Source organism: Halomonas maura (assembly GCF_030409305.1).
Lineage (GTDB): Bacteria > Pseudomonadota > Gammaproteobacteria > Pseudomonadales > Halomonadaceae > Halomonas > Halomonas maura.
In genome coordinates this window covers 335,807-350,430 of sequence record NZ_JAUFPQ010000009.1, presented here as the reverse complement: position 1 = coordinate 350,430, position 14,624 = coordinate 335,807, and the positions used below count along the sequence as shown (strand labels likewise).

The 14,624-nt window shown below is 69.8% G+C and carries 14 protein-coding genes; 12 read left to right on the top strand and 2 right to left on the bottom strand.

The window, feature by feature from the left end; translation table 11 throughout:
* The first annotated feature begins 45 nt into the window (after window positions 1-45).
* The 4 genes from arsC to pdxH all read left to right on the top strand — a co-directional run bounded on the left by arsC (window position 46) and on the right by pdxH (window position 2,299).
* Window positions 46-387: an arsenate reductase (glutaredoxin) gene (gene arsC / locus QWY76_RS03705; protein ID WP_290309757.1), complete on the top strand. Its 342-nt coding sequence runs from the start codon at window positions 46-48 to the stop codon at window positions 385-387.
* Between the two features lie 28 nt (window positions 388-415).
* Complete coding sequence (gene wrbA, locus QWY76_RS03700; protein ID WP_290309756.1) at window positions 416-1,039, top strand: NAD(P)H:quinone oxidoreductase; 624 nt, start codon at window positions 416-418, stop codon at window positions 1,037-1,039.
* Entirely contained in the window at window positions 1,036-1,425 is a 390-nt protein-coding gene (locus tag QWY76_RS03695) for a DUF2069 domain-containing protein (protein ID WP_290309755.1), read from the top strand. Before wrbA ends, QWY76_RS03695 begins: the two co-directional genes overlap by 4 nt.
* A 232-nt stretch (window positions 1,426-1,657) precedes the next feature.
* Complete coding sequence (gene pdxH, locus QWY76_RS03690; RefSeq protein WP_290309754.1) at window positions 1,658-2,299, top strand: pyridoxamine 5'-phosphate oxidase; 642 nt, start codon at window positions 1,658-1,660, stop codon at window positions 2,297-2,299.
* 34 nt (window positions 2,300-2,333) lie between these two features.
* Here the strand turns inward: pdxH and QWY76_RS03685 are convergent, their stop codons facing one another.
* Complete coding sequence (locus QWY76_RS03685) at window positions 2,334-5,081, bottom strand: bifunctional acetate--CoA ligase family protein/GNAT family N-acetyltransferase (RefSeq protein ID WP_290309753.1); 2,748 nt, start codon at window positions 5,079-5,081, stop codon at window positions 2,334-2,336.
* Between the two features lie 106 nt (window positions 5,082-5,187).
* Here QWY76_RS03685 and QWY76_RS03680 point away from each other — a divergent pair, with 106 nt between their 5' ends.
* Window positions 5,188-6,120, top strand: coding sequence for a histone deacetylase family protein (locus tag QWY76_RS03680; protein WP_290309752.1), 933 nt, complete (start codon window positions 5,188-5,190; stop codon window positions 6,118-6,120).
* Between the two features lie 158 nt (window positions 6,121-6,278).
* Window positions 6,279-6,911, top strand: a complete 633-nt coding sequence (locus QWY76_RS03675) for a helix-turn-helix domain-containing protein (protein ID WP_290309751.1) — start codon at window positions 6,279-6,281, stop codon at window positions 6,909-6,911.
* 9 nt (window positions 6,912-6,920) lie between these two features.
* Here QWY76_RS03675 and QWY76_RS03670 read toward each other — a convergent pair whose 3' ends face one another.
* Window positions 6,921-7,772 (bottom strand): formate dehydrogenase accessory sulfurtransferase FdhD, encoded by an 852-nt coding sequence (locus QWY76_RS03670; RefSeq protein ID WP_290309750.1) that lies wholly within the window; start codon window positions 7,770-7,772, stop codon window positions 6,921-6,923.
* A gap of 90 nt (window positions 7,773-7,862) precedes the next feature.
* On the opposite strand from QWY76_RS03670, the gene QWY76_RS03665 reads away from it, so the two are divergent.
* The 6 genes from QWY76_RS03665 to QWY76_RS03640 all read left to right on the top strand — a co-directional run bounded on the left by QWY76_RS03665 (window position 7,863) and on the right by QWY76_RS03640 (window position 14,615).
* The gene (locus QWY76_RS03665; RefSeq protein ID WP_290309749.1) at window positions 7,863-8,291 is read left to right on the top strand and encodes a DUF3305 domain-containing protein; all 429 of its coding nucleotides are present in this window, start codon (window positions 7,863-7,865) and stop codon (window positions 8,289-8,291) included.
* On the top strand, window positions 8,288-8,905 hold the full coding sequence (locus QWY76_RS03660) for a DUF3306 domain-containing protein (protein WP_290309748.1): 618 nt from the start codon (window positions 8,288-8,290) through the stop codon (window positions 8,903-8,905). Before QWY76_RS03665 ends, QWY76_RS03660 begins: the two co-directional genes overlap by 4 nt.
* 255 nt (window positions 8,906-9,160) lie before the next feature.
* Window positions 9,161-10,879 (top strand): 4Fe-4S dicluster domain-containing protein, encoded by a 1,719-nt coding sequence (locus QWY76_RS03655; protein ID WP_290309747.1) that lies wholly within the window; start codon window positions 9,161-9,163, stop codon window positions 10,877-10,879.
* A 2-nt stretch (window positions 10,880-10,881) separates the two neighbouring features.
* Window positions 10,882-11,511, top strand: a complete 630-nt coding sequence (locus QWY76_RS03650; protein WP_290309746.1) for a TorD/DmsD family molecular chaperone — start codon at window positions 10,882-10,884, stop codon at window positions 11,509-11,511.
* A gap of 14 nt (window positions 11,512-11,525) precedes the next feature.
* On the top strand, window positions 11,526-11,732 hold the full coding sequence (locus QWY76_RS03645; RefSeq protein ID WP_290309745.1) for a twin-arginine translocation signal domain-containing protein: 207 nt from the start codon (window positions 11,526-11,528) through the stop codon (window positions 11,730-11,732).
* A gap of 27 nt (window positions 11,733-11,759) precedes the next feature.
* Window positions 11,760-14,615 carry a molybdopterin-dependent oxidoreductase gene (locus tag QWY76_RS03640; RefSeq protein ID WP_290309744.1) on the top strand — a complete coding sequence of 952 codons (2,856 nt, stop codon included), beginning with the start codon at window positions 11,760-11,762 and terminating at the stop codon, window positions 14,613-14,615.
* Window positions 14,616-14,624: the final 9 nt, after the last annotated feature.

The following is a 14,624-nucleotide window of genomic DNA, read 5'->3' as shown; positions in this document are numbered from 1 at the left end:
CAATGAGCCGCGTTCATCACGACCCGACCACAAGGACCCTGCGTCATGATCACCCTCCTGCATAATCCGCGCTGCTCCAAGTCACGCCAGGCCCTGGCCCTGCTGGAAGAGCGCGGCGTCGATGTCCAGGTCCGTCGCTACCTCGACGACCCCCTCGACGAGAAGGAGCTGCGCTCCCTGATGGCGCGGCTGGATGCCGACGGTCAGGCCCTGGTGCGCACCAACGAGGCCGAGTGGAAGGCCCTCGGCGCCGATCCCCGGGATCCGGATCAGGTCGTGCAGGCCATCGTCGCCCACCCGCGGGTGATGCAGCGGCCGATTGCCGACGACGGGAGCCGTGCCGTGATCGGACGCCCTCCGGAAGACGTCCTCGCCCTGCTCGACTGATCCGTCCTCTCCCGTACCAGGAAGCCCCATGTCCGTGCCCTTGCCCTATGTCCTGATCCTCTATTACTCGCGGCATGGCGCCACCCGCGCCATGGCCGAGCGCCTGGCCGCCGGCGTCGAGTCCTGCCGCGGCATCGAGGCGCGGCTGCGTACCGTGCCCCCGGTCTCCCCCACCTGCGAGGCCGTCGACCCCGAGATCCCCGCCGAGGGAGCGGTCTACGCCAGCCTCGACGACCTGCGTCACTGTGCGGCGCTGGCCCTGGGCAGCCCGACGCGATTCGGCAACATGGCCGCGCCGCTCAAGCACTTCGTCGACTCCACCAGCGAGCTCTGGCTGGGCGGCACCCTGGTGGACAAGCCGGCCACCGCCTTCACCTCCACCTCGAGTCTTCACGGCGGCCAGGAGACCACCCTGATCTCCATGCTGCTGCCGCTGCTGCACCACGGCATGGTCTATGCCGGACTGCCGTACAGCGAGATCGAGCTGATGGAGACCCGCGCCGGCGGTACCCCCTACGGGGCCAGCCACGTGGCCGGCAAGCGCAGCGATCGCCCGCTGGACGATCAGGAGCGTCAGCTCGCCTTCGCCCAGGGCAAGCGCCTCGCGCGGCTCGCCCTGGCCCTCGCCCACCGGCCCGGAGAGCGCTCATGAGACAGTGGCTGGAAGATCTCGAGGCCCGTCGCGGCCTCGATCACCTCACGGCCGGGTCCCGCAAGCTGGTGGTGGTCAGCTATGCGCTGCTGCTGATGATGATGGTCTACCGTGGCCTGGCCGTGGACAGTGACGGCAGCTCCGTCGGCCCCCTGGTGGCCTTCGTCCTGCCCCTGCTGCTGTTCCTGCCGTCGATCCTGGCGCGTCGCGCCCGGGGGCATGCCTGGCTGGCCTTCGTCAGCCTGCTCTACTTCACCCAGGGCGTGATGGTCGCCACCCTGCCCGGTCAGGCGCCCCGCGGCATCCTCGAGTCGCTGGTGTCCCTGGCCCTGTTCACCGGCTGCATGGGCTATGCCCGCTTCCGCAGCCGCCAGCTGCGGCAGTGAGCCATCATGGGGCCGCCGAAATGGCCCCGGACGTCTTCACCGTCAGTGCCATTTCGGCGGCCCCCGGCGGCGGGGGCACGAGACATATCAGGCTTGTCTCGCCGACCCGCCGGGCGACCGGCAGGGCCGGACACCATAAGCTTAGCGATAAATATCCCCTGGCCGACCCGTAGCGGGTGTTGAGGTCGACCCGACAAGCGGCGACCATGAGAGTGAATTCGAGGAGAACGCCATGACACGCGATATCGCCGATATCCGGCGCGACTATGAAGGCGGGCGCCTGGAGGAATCCCGGATGCCCGACCGGCCCACCGAGCTGTTCCGAGAGTGGCTGGCCCTGGCCCTGGAGGCCGAGGGCGACGATGGCAATGCCATGACGCTGGCCACCGTGGACAGCCAGGGACTGCCCCATGCCCGGGTGGTGCTGCTCAAGGGGACCGACGAGCGAGGCCTGGTCTTCTATTCCAACTACCACAGCCACAAGGGCAGCGAACTGGCCAACGTGCCCCATGCCGCCCTGGTCTTCTGGTGGCCATCACTGTCCCGGCAGGTGCGCGTCGAGGGCGCGGTGGAACTGGTCAGCGAGGCGGAGTCCAACGACTATTTCGCCAGCCGGCCGCGCGCCAGCCAGCTGGGTGCCTGGGTCGCCACCCAGAGCGTGGTGATTCCCGACCGGACCTGGCTGGAGGAACGCGAGCAGCGCTTCGAGCAGGCCTACGAGGGTCAGACGATCCCCCGCCCCATCCACTGGGGGGGCTACCGGGTGGTGCCGGAGATGATCGAGTTCTGGCAGGGACAGCCCAGCCGCCTCCACGACCGCATCCGCTACGAGCGCCGCGACGGCCACTGGCAGCGTTTCCGCCTGGCGCCCTGAACGGCGAGCGCCCTCGCCTCCTCGGCGGGGGCCATCAATCCGGCTGGCTCTCCAGCCGGTGGCGCTGCCAGTCGCTCTGCGGCTCGTTGAGGCGCAGCACGGCATCGATCACCTGCTCCTCCATGTTGTAGCGCTGGGTGAAGCCGAGGTGCTTCATCAGCGAGCGCATCGGGTGGTTGTCGACCATGATCTTGCCGATCATCTCCAGGGTGCCGACGCTCCGACAGTAGCGGATCATCTTTTCCATCAGCAGGCTGCCGATGCCCAGCCCCTGCAGGTCGTCGCGAATGATGATCGAGAACTCGGTGCGGATGTTGTCCGCATCGTTCCACACGCGCACCACCCCCAGCATCTGCTTGCCGCCGTCCTCCAGCGGGTGTTCGGCGATGAAGGCCATCTGGCGGTCATAGTTGATGTGCGACAGCATCGACAGGTCGCGCTGGGTCAGGTCGGCCTTGTGGTGGAAGTAGCGGAAGCGGATGCTCTCCTCGGAGAGCCGGGTATGGAAGCGGGTGATCAGCGGCGCATCCTCGGCGCGGATGGGACGCACCTCCACGTCCCAGCCGTTGTTGAGGGTCACCCATTCGCGCAGTTCCTCGGGATAGGGCATGATCGCGAAGCGCGCGGGCCGGCCCAGGTCCATGGCGAAGTCCACCGCCACCAGGCCATCGCGATTGAGCAACAGCGGGTTGAGCTCCAGGCCGCGCAGTTCGATCAGGTCGCTGGCCATCTGCGACAGGGTGACCAGCAGCTTGCCGATGCGCTCGAGGTCCCGCTCGGGATCGCGGGAATGCTCGCGGATCAGCCGGGCGGCATGGGTGCGGCCGACCAGGTCGGCCGCCAGGCTGATATTGAGCGGCGGCAAGGCGACCTGGCGATCGGCCAGGATATTGACCTTGTAGCCGCCGATGCCGAACACGATGAGCGGGCCGAAGACCGGGTCCCGGGTGATGCCGGCACTCAACTGCATGGAGTGCTTGCCCCGCTGCATCGGCTGCAGGCAGTACTCCCGCACGCGAAACTCGGGAAACTTCTCCGCGACCTTGTCGCCCAGCCGGGTGACGCCCTCGGCCACCTGCGCCGGCGTGGTCAGATCCTGGAGCAGGCCGGCCGAGATCTTGTGCGGATGCTGGCGGTAGCGAAACGGCCGGCAGTTGCCGTCATGGACCACCTTCAGGGCCATCGCCCCCTCGAGAGTCGTCGCCGCCTCGGCGGCCTCCGCCGGCGTGCCGACATAGTGACGCGGGGCCACCGGGATGCCATAGGCCTCGAGCACCCGGGCGGTCTCGGAATGCAGCAGGCATTCCCGTTGCCGGGCGCGAACCTCGTCGAGCAGGGTCCGGCAGCGACGGCGGATCTCCGCCGTGGTGGCGAACGGCAGGCTCGGCGGCGTCTGCTGCAGCAGGGCCTGGACCCGCTGGTAGTCGACCATATGCATGAACGCCCTGACCGCCTTCTCGGGCGAGGTATAGGTCGGGATGCCGGCGAGATTGCACTCGTGGCGCGCCGGCAACGCCTCCTCGAGCCCCATCCAGCTGGTCAGCAGGTTACGGCGAAAGCGCTTGCGCGCGGCGATGATCGCCTGGGCGGTAGCCCGGGAGGGCGCCAGGCGGGTCGGCGCATGCACCACCAGCACCGCATTCACGCCCGGATCGGCGGCCACCAGCGCCAGCGCCTCGACGAAGCGCTCCGGCGTGGCGTTGCCTCCCAGGTCCACTGGGTTTTCCCCGGGCTTGCTGATGTCCACGTCGTCGCGGCGCAGCGCCCGACGGGTCGCCTCGCTGAAGCCGGCCAGCCGGCCCCCGGCACCGATCAGCTTGTCGATGGCCAGCATGGCCGGCCCCAGGCCGTTGGCGACCACCGCCAGGCGATCGCCACGCAGCGGCTTCATGCGCGACAGCGTCTCGAGGGCGTCGAACAGCTCATCGGAGTCATCGACCCGCACCACCCCGGCCCGGGCGAAGGCGGCATCGAAGACCTGGTCGCGGTTGGCGATGCCCGGGGTCGGCGGCAGGCCGGAGATATCCGACTCGGCGGTGCGCCCGCTCTTGATGGCCAGGACCAGCCGATGGCGCGAGGCATCGCGCAGCGCGGTCATGAAATGCTGGGCGTCGAGGATCCGCTCGAGATGCAGCAGGATGGCCTGGGTCGGCGCGAACTGGTTGATGTAGTCGATCAGATCGGGCAACAGCACATCGACGCTGTCGCCCACCGTCAGCAGGTGCGAGAAGCCGATGCCGCGGCCGGCGGCCCAGTCGATCATGGCGTTGCCGAGCATGCCGGACTGCCCCAGGTAGGCCACGCGGCCCTTCTTCACGGGCTGGCTGGCATAGGAGGCATTGAGCCGGCGCCCCGGCACGATCAACCCCATGCACTCCGGGCCCAGCACGCGGATTCCCGACGCCCGGGCCGCCGCCAGCATCCGCCCGCGGATCGAGCCCTCGTCGCCACGCTCGTCGTCCAGGTGGGCGCCGCCCGACAGCACCAGAGCGGCACGCACGCCGAAACGACCGAGCTGGTCGATCAGTCGCGGGACCGTCTCCACCGGCGAGCAGATCACCGCCAGGTCGGGCACCTCCGGTAGCCGGGAGACCCGCGTGACACAGGGTTCGCCGAAGACCCGCTCATAGCCCTTGGGGTTGACGGCCCAGAGCGTGCCGGGAAAGTCCCCTTCGCGGAGGTTGCGCATCACCAGTCCGCCCATGGATTGCGGCTTCTCGGAGGCACCGATCACCGCGATGGTGCGCGGCTCGAAGAAGTGGTGCAGGAAGCGGGTACTCATGGGCTCCTCCATCGGATGCGGGCAGTCCCCTGTGTACGACTTATTGACACTGTCCTGCAAGGCCCCGCCACGCCTAAGGTGATCGTCATCGACCCGGAGCGCGTGCATGATAACGGCCTACCTCTCCCATCCCGATTGTCAGCGGCACCATATGGGGCCCGAACACCCGGAAAGCCCGCTGCGCCTCGAGGCGATCCGCGCGCGGCTGATGCTCAGCGGCATCCTCCAGCAGACCATGCAGTCGGACGCCCGGGAAGCCACCGAGGAGCAGCTGGCCCGGGTCCATCCCCTGCGTCACCTGCGGGCCCTGGACAAGTGCCTCCCCGAGCACGGCATCGTGGCCCTGGACGGCGATACGCTGATGAATCCCGATACCCTGCTGGCGGCCCGGCTGGCCGCCGGCGCGGTGGTGCGGGGCGTCGACCTGGTGTTCCGCCAGCAGGCCGACAACGTCTTCTGTGCCGTGCGCCCGCCCGGCCATCACGCCGAGGCCACCGACGCCATGGGCTTCTGCTTCTACAACAACGTGGCGGTGGGCGCCGCCCACGCCAGGGCCAAGTACGGCGTGCGACGGGTGGCGATCCTCGACTTCGATGTCCACCAGTGCAACGGCACCATCGACATCTTCCAGGACGACCCGGAGGTGCTGGTCTGCACCAGCTTCCAGTATCCCTTCTATCCCTGGCGCTACCTGCGCAGCGAGTCCCGGAACGTGATCAACACGCCGCTGGACGCCGGCACCGACGGGCCGACCTTCCGCCGCGCCATCGAGGACGACTGGCTGCCGGCCCTGCATGCCTTCAAGCCCGAGCTCGTACTGGTCTCGGCGGGCTTCGATGCGCATCGCGAGGATCCCCTGGCCGAGCTGTGCCTCGAGGACGAGGACTATCACTGGGTCACCCGGCTGGCCATGGAGATCGCCGCCCTCTATGCGGACAACCGCCTGGTCTCGGTGCTCGAGGGGGGCTACGACCCGGACGCCCTGGGTCGCGGTGCGGAGGCCCACCTCAAGGCGCTGCTTGGCCTGCCGTTCGCCTGAGCGACGCCGCAGGTTTCCTCGGGGCGGGAAACATCCCGGGCAGCGTGCCCCACCGTCCGAGGCCGTCGTCATCGCCCTGACAGGCGTCGTTCCCGGGCCCGACGGTCGCCGGGGATATGGTATTCTGTAGGAAACCTGTTTCCGATAGTGAATGCCGCATGCCCGCCACCAACGATCAGGACGCCGCCCTACGCATCGCCTCGGGGCGCAAGCCCTTCGTCGAGCCCCAGCGACTCGGCGAACGCCTCCGCGAGATCCGCCTGGCCAACCAGTGGACCCTGGGCGACGTCAGCGAACGCACCGGCCTGGCGCGCTCCACCCTGTCCAAGATCGAGAACGACCAGATATCGCCGACCTTCAGTGCCGTGCAGAAGCTGATCAGCGGTCTCGATATCGACCTGCCGCAACTGCTCTCCCAGCCCAAGTCCAAGACGCGCACCATGGGCCGTCGTGACCTGACCCGCCGCGGCGAGGGCCAGTTGCACCCCACGCCCACCTACGAGCACGAGCTGCTCAGCTGCGAGCTGGCCCAGAAGCGCATGATCCCCTTCAAGACGATCGTGCGGGCACGACGCTTCGAGGATTTCTGCCAGTGGGTGCGCCACGACGGCGAGGAGTTCATGATGGTGCTCGAAGGCGAGATCCTGCTGTTCTCCGAGTTCTACGAACCGCTGCGCCTGGTCAAGGGCGACAGCATCTACTTCGACAGCGACATGGGGCACGCCCTGGTGTCGGTCAGCGAAGAGGACGCCGTGGTGCTGTCGGTCTGCACCCCCCGGGATGGCCGCTAGCGGCGACGCTCACGCCCGCCCCGGGCGGTCGCCGGGCCGCCGCGCGGGCATGGCATCCAGCTCCAGGCGCCCCTCGCCACCGATGGCCTGGAAGTGGCGGCCCTTGGCCCGCGCCACCAGCAGCACCCCGAACCGCTCGGCGAGCTCGACGCCCTTCTGGGTCACGCCGGAGCGTGACACCAGCACGCCGATGCCCATCTGGGCCACCTTGAGCACCATCTCCGAGGTCAGCCGGCCGGTGGTGTAGAAGATGTCCGGCGCCGCCTGCGCCTGCTCGCGGCCCAGCCACTGGCGCCCCGCCAGGGTATCCACGGCATTGTGCCGCCCCACGTCCTCGACGAAATCCAGCACCGCCGACTGGCGACACAGGGCGCAGCCGTGCACGGCACCCGCGCTGCGATAGGTCGCGTTGTAGGCGCCGAGGTTCTCCAGCAACCCATAGAGCACCGACTGGCGCAGCCGGGTGCGGGGCAACGGCGTCAACGAGGTGGCCTCCAGCAGGCGCCCGAAGACGGTGCCCTGGCCGCAGCCGGTGGTCACCGTGCGCTGACCGAGCCGCTCCTCCAGGTCCTCGGGCAGGCGGCGGGTCACCACGGCGGCGGCCTCCACCTCCCAGTCCACCTGCACCGCCTGAAGATCCTCGATGTTCCCCAGCAGGCCCTGGTTGCGCAGGTAGCCCACCACCAGCGCCTCGGGATCCGCCCCCAGGGTCATCAGGGTGACGATCTCGCGCTTGTTGAGGTAGACCGTCAGGGCCCGCTCCGCGGCGATCGCCTGTGGGCGGGCCTCGCCGAACTCGTCGACGACGGTGATCTCGAGCGTGGCCGGCAGCCGGGCGTGGCTCAGGTGGATGTCGTGCATGCGAGGGACTCCAGCGATGGCGTTGATGACGATGATGGCATTCCCCGCCCGCCGTGTCTTTACTGCAGGGAAACCCTCAGGAGTCACGGCATGAGCACCGGCACCACTCGACGACTCAGTGTTTCCCTGCGCGCCGACCGCGTCACCAGCAAGGGCTTCACCGCGACCCGCTGGCGAGTCGCCGATCTCGTGTCCGGGGATGGCGCCCCCCACCCCCTGGACCTGCAGCTCACCCGCACCGAGCGGGCCGCCTATCGCTTCAACCTGGCCTCGGACTCGCCGCGGTTGTTCGTCAACGCCGGCGATGCCGACGCCGAGCCAAGGCCCGCGTCGATCACCGCCAGCCAGGAGGTGGCCGCGGCCTGGCTGGACGGCGAGCAGCGCGTGCTGGAGGTCGCCATGCCCCTGGCGATCCAGGTCTGGCTCGAGGCCTACCTGGCCCGCCATGGCGAGGCGGCCGACGAGGGGCGCAAGAAGAAGCGCAAGGGCGCCGGCCGTGCCCGGGAGCACACCCCATGAGCCATTGGCAGCGTTGGTCCCGGCGCAAGCGGGGCGTCATCGGCGACGACGAGATCGACGACGCGGCGGCGCCCCCGGTGCGTGAGGGGCGCCTGGAAGCCGAGGCCGCCCCCGACACCGAGCCCGTCGCGGCCCCGCAGAGGCCGGCCAGCGACCCCGAGGCGCAGCTTCCCGACCCCGACAGCCTGCCGGCGGGCAGCGATATCACCGCCTTCATGGCGCCCGGGGTCAGCGCCGGCCTGCGCCGACGCGCCCTGAAGCGCCTCTTCGCCGCCGAGCATTACGGAATCCGCGATGGCCTCGATGACTATGACCAGGATTTCCGTCGCACCCTCACGCCACTGGCGGGCCAGGCCGCGCAACGCCTGCGCCGCTGGCTCGACGCCCCCGCCGACGAGCGTGATGACGGGACGGCCGGCGAGCCCCGCGAGGTCGCCAGCGATCCCGCCGCCTCCCCCGGGGACGACGCCGCCCGTGTCGAGACACGGGCGAACGACGGGAGCGGCCACCCGGTGGACGACGAGGCAACCACGTCGCCCTCGCCGGATGCCGGCGCCTCCCCCTTAGACCAAGGATCATTGGCGAGAACGGGAAAACCCAACAAGACTCGATGAATGAGCATTACATAATAAAAACGCGCATCTAAGCTTTGTCTGAAAAGTCGACGAGCGATGGCCAGGGCTAGGCCCGCTCCCGGCGGGCCAACGCATTTCCCACATCCATGTGGGTCACAAGGCAAAAATCGGAGAAAAGACGGAGTTTACGCGGTGTAAATGAGTACTTTAACCGGGCTCGCGCACGAGCCGATTTTTAACGCCGGATGGGCGAGCGCAGGCAGTTTTCAGACAAGGCGTAGACCGTGAGGCTACATGAACCAGCAAACCGACCTGCTGGCGGTGGACGAGGCGGACGAGCCCCGTAACCGCCGGGCACGCGAGCTTGCCCGCCGCCAACTCTCCTGGCCCGTCAACCTGGCCCCGGAGACCCTGAGCTATGTCAGCGAGGGCCATGCCCTGCTGCTCGGCAACGAACGCCACGTGCGGCGCGCCGCCAGGGCCCTCGCCGATACGGCGCTGGGCTCGCTTAGCCTGCTGTTCAGCGAGCCCCTCGCTCCCGGCGAGGACGGCGACGACGCTGCCCTGCTGGCGGCCACCGACCACCTCTCGCAGCACTCCCTCTGCCGGGACCAGCGCCACCAGCTACGCTTGACAGGCTATCTGGGAGGCTTCTGCGCGACGCTGGACACGCCCGGCGGCCCCCTGGACCTGGCCAGGCTGCTGGCCGGCCGCGCGCATTTCGACCTGGTCATCGACCTCGGCGAGGCGCCCTGCCTGGCGCTGGAACTCCCCCCGCCCGGCTACCTCGCCTTCCACTGGGAGGACGCGGCGCGCGACACGCGCCTGGCCGAGGCCGCCGAGCTGGTGGGCGAGTTCGACAAGCCCCGCTACGTCCAGGTGGATGCCCAGCGCTGTGCCCATGCCGCCAATGGCCAGCCGGGCTGTACGCGCTGTCTCGAGGTGTGTCCCGCCGATGCCATCGCCAGTCGCCGGGGCCGCATCGAGGCCTGGATCGAGATCGACCCCTACCGCTGCCACGGCGTGGGCAGCTGTGCCAGCGCCTGCCCCACCGGCGCCATCGGCTACCGCCAGCCCACCGCCTCGCGCCAGCTCGACACCCTGCTGGGCTGGCTGGCGGCCTACCGGGCGGCCGGGGGACGCACGCCCGTCGTGCGCTTCCTCGCGGACGGGACGCTGGTCGGGGAGGACAGCGCCGCGGGGCATGTGATCGACATCCCCCTCGAGGAGCTCGGCGCCGCCGGCCATGACCAATGGCTCGCCGCCCTGGCCGGCGGTGCCGCCGAGGTCCGCCTGCAGTACCACGCCGGCATGCCCGAGCGGCTGACGGCCTTCCTCGACGACCAACTGGCGCTGGCGCAGGGGCTGCTCTCGGCCCTGGGCCATGCCCCCGAGCGGCTGGTGTGCCTGGCCCCCGGCGACAGCGCCGGTCGCGATGCCCTTCCCGCCCTGGCCACGCTGACCACCACGCCCCTCGCGCTGACCGGCGACGACAAGCGAGCCCGCCTCGACCAGGCCCTCGACCGCCTCGCCGAACTCGGCTTCCCGGATGGCGCACGCCATGCCCTGCCGGCGGGCGCGCCCTATGGGTCGGTCGCGGTCAACGAGGCGACCTGCACCCTGTGCATGGCCTGCGTGGCGACCTGTCCCACGCCGGCCCTGGGGGCGGGACGAGACGCTCCGCGTCTCGACTTCCGCGAGGCCGACTGCGTGCAGTGCGGCCTGTGCGAGGCCGCCTGCCCGGAAGACGCCATCCGCCTGGAGCCGGGACTGCTGGCCGACCCGTCGCGCGGCGAGCGACGCGTGCTGCACGAGGACGCGCCCTTCGCCTGTCTGCATTGCGGCAAGCCCTTCGCCAGCGCCGGCACCATCGCCGCCATCCAGGCCAAGCTGGCCGATCATCCGCACTTCGCCGGCGAGGCCGCCCGGCGGCTGGAGATGTGCGAGGACTGTCGCGTTCGCGATGCCTGGCGGGCGCTGGCCCGCGACCCCGACGCGCAATCGAGGGTATGACCATGACCCGGGAACCACCAACGGCCGAGCCCCGCGACGAGACGCGGGCCCTGCGCGCCGATATCTACCGGCTGCTGGCCCGCCTGCTGCGGGCGCCGCCCGACGAGGCGCTGCTCGCCTGGCTGGCGACCCTGACCCCCGAAGGCGACGGCGAGCTGGCCCGGGCCTGGCAGGGCCTGGCCCAGGCCGCCGCGGCGGACGCGGCGGACGCCCTGGCGCGGGCCCATTTCCGCCACCTGGTCGGCGTCATCGAGGGCGACGTCACCCCCTATGCCTCCTGGTACCGCAACGGCGCCCTGATGGACGAGGCGCTGGTCGCCCTGCGCCGCGACCTGCGTCGTCTGGGCATCGCCCGCGCCGAGCACAGCCGCGACCCCGAGGATCACCTGGCGGCGGAGCTGGAGGCCATGGCACTGCTGGTGGAGACCGCCCCCCGGGAGGAGGCCGGCTTCTACCGCCGTCACCTGGCCCCCTGGGCGGCTCCCTGCCTGGCGGACCTGGCCGCCGTCGACACCCCCTTCTATGCCCGCCTCGGTGAGCTCGGCCGCGCCTTTCTCGCCGAGGAGGCGCGTCGCCTGGCAACGACCGGCAGCGAAGCCCCCGTGCGGTTCGTCACCCCGCCCGTGCCCTGAACGAGGAGACTCCCATGTCCACCGAACGCAATCCCCAGCGCCGCCGCTTCCTCAAGACCCTCGGCCTCGGCACCGTCGCGGCGGGGGCGGCCGCCGGCATCGGCCAGGTGCCCCTGGTGCAGGCCGAGACCACCGCGCAGGACGCCGCGCGGGACGAGACACCGCGGGGCTACCGCGAGACCGCGCATATCCGCGCCTACTACGCCACCCTGCGCGACTGAGTCCGCGCCCGCCAGGAGATCGATACCATGCGACTGACGCGAAGCTCATCCACTCCCCGGACCGGCGGGCTCGGCATCTCCCGGCGCCAGTTTCTCAAGCGCAGCGGTGCCACCACCGGCGGCCTGGCCGCCGCCGGCTTCATGGGCGCGCCGATGATGCGCCGGGTCGACGCCGCGGAGAAGACGCCGTATTCCGACGCTCCCATCGAGACCAAGCGCACCGTCTGTTCCCATTGCTCGGTGGGCTGCGGGGTCTACGCGGAGGTACAGGAAGGGGTCTGGACCGGCCAGGAGCCGGCCTTCGACCATCCGATCAACCGCGGGGCCCACTGCGCCAAGGGCGCGTCGCTGCGCCAGCACGGCCATTCCACCCGGCGGCTGAAGTACCCCATGAAGCTGGTCGACGGCGAATGGCAGCGGCTGGACTGGGACCAGGCCATCGAGGAGATCGGCAACAAGGTGCTCGCGCTCACCGAGCAGCACGGCCCGGACAGCGTCTACTGGCTGGGCTCGGCCAAGTTCAACAACGAGCAGGCCTACCTGCTGCGCAAGTTCGCCGCCCTGGCGGGCACCAACAACACCGACCACCAGGCCCGTATCTGCCACTCCACCACGGTGGCCGGGGTCGCCAACACCTGGGGCTACGGGGCGATGACCAACTCGCTCAACGACATCCAGCACAGCCGGGCGATCATGTTCATCGGCTCCAACCCCTGCGAGGCCCACCCCGTGGCCATGCAGCACATCCTGCTGGCCAAGGAGCGCAACCAGGCCGAGATCATCGTGGTCGACCCCCGCTTCACCCGCACCGCCGCCAAGGCCGACCACTATGTGCGGCTGCGCCCCGGCAGCGACGTGGCCTTCATCTGGGGGCTGTTGTGGCACATCTTCGAGAACGGCTGGGAGGATCGCGAGTACATCGCCCAGCGGGTCTACGGCATGGACGATGTGCGCAGCGAGGTGGCGGCCTTCCCGCCGGAGGTGGTGGAGAACATCACCGGCGTACCCGAGGCGACCATGCGCGACACGGCCCGTCGCCTGGCCGAGAACCGCCCCGGCTGCATCGTCTGGTGCATGGGCGGCACCCAGCACACCACCGGCAACAACAACACCCGGGCCTACTGCATCCTGGAGCTCGCCCTGGGCAACATCGGCACCTCCGGCGGCGGCGCCAACATCTTCCGCGGCCACGACAACGTCCAGGGCGCCACCGACCTGGGGCTGATGTCGCACTCGCTGCCCGGCTACTATGGCCTCTCCGAGGGCGCCTGGCGGCACTGGGCCAGGGTCTGGGACCTCGACTACGACTGGCTCGTCGGGCGCTTCGACCCCGCCGAGTACGCCGACGGCAAGCCGATGAACGCCAGCGGCATCACCGTGTCCCGCTGGGTCGACGGAGTCCTCGAGGAGGAGGACGCCATCGCCCAGCGCACCCGCCTCAAGGCGATGTTCTACTGGGGGCACGCGGTCAACTCCCAGACCCGCGGCACCGAGATGCGCCGCGCGATGCAGCAGCTGGAGATGATGGTCATCGTCGACCCCTATCCCACCGTGGCCGCGGTCATGCACGATCGCCGCGACGGCGTCTACCTGCTGCCCGCCTGCACCCAGTTCGAGACCACCGGCAGCGTCACGGCCACCAACCGCTCCCTCCAGTGGCGCGACCGGGTCATCGAGCCGCTGTTCGAGTCCAAGCCCGACCACGAGATCATGTACCTGCTGGCTCGCAAGCTGGGCTTCGCCGAGCAGCTGTTCAAGCACATCCGCGTCGAGGGCAGCGAGCCGCTGATCGAGGACATCACCCGGGAGTTCAACCGCGGCATGTGGACCGTGGGCTACACCGGCCAGAGCCCGGAGCGTCTCAAGGCCCACCAGCAGAACTGGCATACCTTCGACTTCGAGACCCTGCAGGCCCAGGGCGGGCCCGCCGACGGCGACTACTACGGCCTGCCCTGGCCCTGCTGGGGCAGCGCCGAGATGGGCCACCCCGGCACCCCGATCCTCTACGACACCAGCAAGAAGGTGTCCGAGGGCGGCCTGACCTTCCGGGCCCGCTTCGGCATCGAACGCGATGGCGTGTCCCTGCTCGCCGACGGCTCCTTCAGTCGCCACTCGGAACTGGACGACGGCTACCCGGAGTTCACCGACGCCATGCTCAAGGACCTGGGCTGGTGGGGCGATCTCACCCCACAGGAGCAGCAGGCCGCCGAGGGCCAGAACTGGAAGACCGACCTGTCCGGCGGCATCCAGCGGGTGGCCATCGCCCACGAGTGTGCCCCCTTCGGCAACGCCAAGGCCCGCTGCAATGTCTGGACCTTCCCGGACCCGATCCCCAAGCATCGCGAGCCGCTCTATACCAGCCGCCGCGACCTGGTGAGCGACTACCCCACCTGGGACGACGTGGCCTCCCATTACCGGTTGCCGACCCTCTACCGGTCCATCCAGCAGAAGGACGTGACCGGTACCTACCCGATCATCCTCACCTCCGGCCGGCTGGTGGAGTACGAGGGCGGCGGCGAGGAGACGCGTTCCATGTCCTGGCTCGCCGAGCTGCAGCAGCAGATGTTCGTCGAGATCAATCCGGCACTGGCCAACGACCTCGGCGTCGCCGATGGCGAGATGGTCTGGGTCGAGGGCGCCGAGGGGGGGCGCGTGCGGGTACAGGCCCTGGTCACCCCGCGGGTCGCCCGCGAGGTGGTGTTCATGCCCTTCCACTTCGGCGGCCTGTTCCAGGGCGAGGATCTCCACGACCGCTACCCCGAGGGGTCGGCCCCCTATGTACTGGGCGAGGCCGCGAACACGGCCACCACCTACGGCTACGACTCGGTGACCCAGATGCAGGAAACCAAGTGCACGCTCTGTCGCATCGAGAAGGCCGGCTGACGGCCCACG

Excerpts from the sequence above, each read along its gene's own strand:
- QWY76_RS03670 (WP_290309750.1), bottom strand. The coding sequence starts at position 7,772 with ATGCACGACATCCACCTGAGCCACGCCCGGCTGCCGGCCACGCTCGAG.
- QWY76_RS03675 (WP_290309751.1), top strand. The coding sequence starts at position 6,279 with ATGCCCGCCACCAACGATCAGGACGCCGCCCTACGCATCGCCTCGGGG.
- QWY76_RS03685 (WP_290309753.1), bottom strand. The coding sequence starts at position 5,081 with ATGAGTACCCGCTTCCTGCACCACTTCTTCGAGCCGCGCACCATCGCG.
- arsC (WP_290309757.1), top strand. The coding sequence starts at position 46 with ATGATCACCCTCCTGCATAATCCGCGCTGCTCCAAGTCACGCCAGGCC.
- QWY76_RS03695 (WP_290309755.1), top strand. The coding sequence starts at position 1,036 with ATGAGACAGTGGCTGGAAGATCTCGAGGCCCGTCGCGGCCTCGATCAC.
- QWY76_RS03660 (WP_290309748.1), top strand. The coding sequence starts at position 8,288 with ATGAGCCATTGGCAGCGTTGGTCCCGGCGCAAGCGGGGCGTCATCGGC.
- QWY76_RS03640 (WP_290309744.1), top strand. The coding sequence starts at position 11,760 with ATGCGACTGACGCGAAGCTCATCCACTCCCCGGACCGGCGGGCTCGGC.
- QWY76_RS03645 (WP_290309745.1), top strand. The coding sequence starts at position 11,526 with ATGTCCACCGAACGCAATCCCCAGCGCCGCCGCTTCCTCAAGACCCTC.
- QWY76_RS03680 (WP_290309752.1), top strand. The coding sequence starts at position 5,188 with ATGATAACGGCCTACCTCTCCCATCCCGATTGTCAGCGGCACCATATG.
- QWY76_RS03655 (WP_290309747.1), top strand. The coding sequence starts at position 9,161 with ATGAACCAGCAAACCGACCTGCTGGCGGTGGACGAGGCGGACGAGCCC.
- QWY76_RS03665 (WP_290309749.1), top strand. The coding sequence starts at position 7,863 with ATGAGCACCGGCACCACTCGACGACTCAGTGTTTCCCTGCGCGCCGAC.
- pdxH (WP_290309754.1), top strand. The coding sequence starts at position 1,658 with ATGACACGCGATATCGCCGATATCCGGCGCGACTATGAAGGCGGGCGC.
- wrbA (WP_290309756.1), top strand. The coding sequence starts at position 416 with ATGTCCGTGCCCTTGCCCTATGTCCTGATCCTCTATTACTCGCGGCAT.
- QWY76_RS03650 (WP_290309746.1), top strand. The coding sequence starts at position 10,882 with ATGACCCGGGAACCACCAACGGCCGAGCCCCGCGACGAGACGCGGGCC.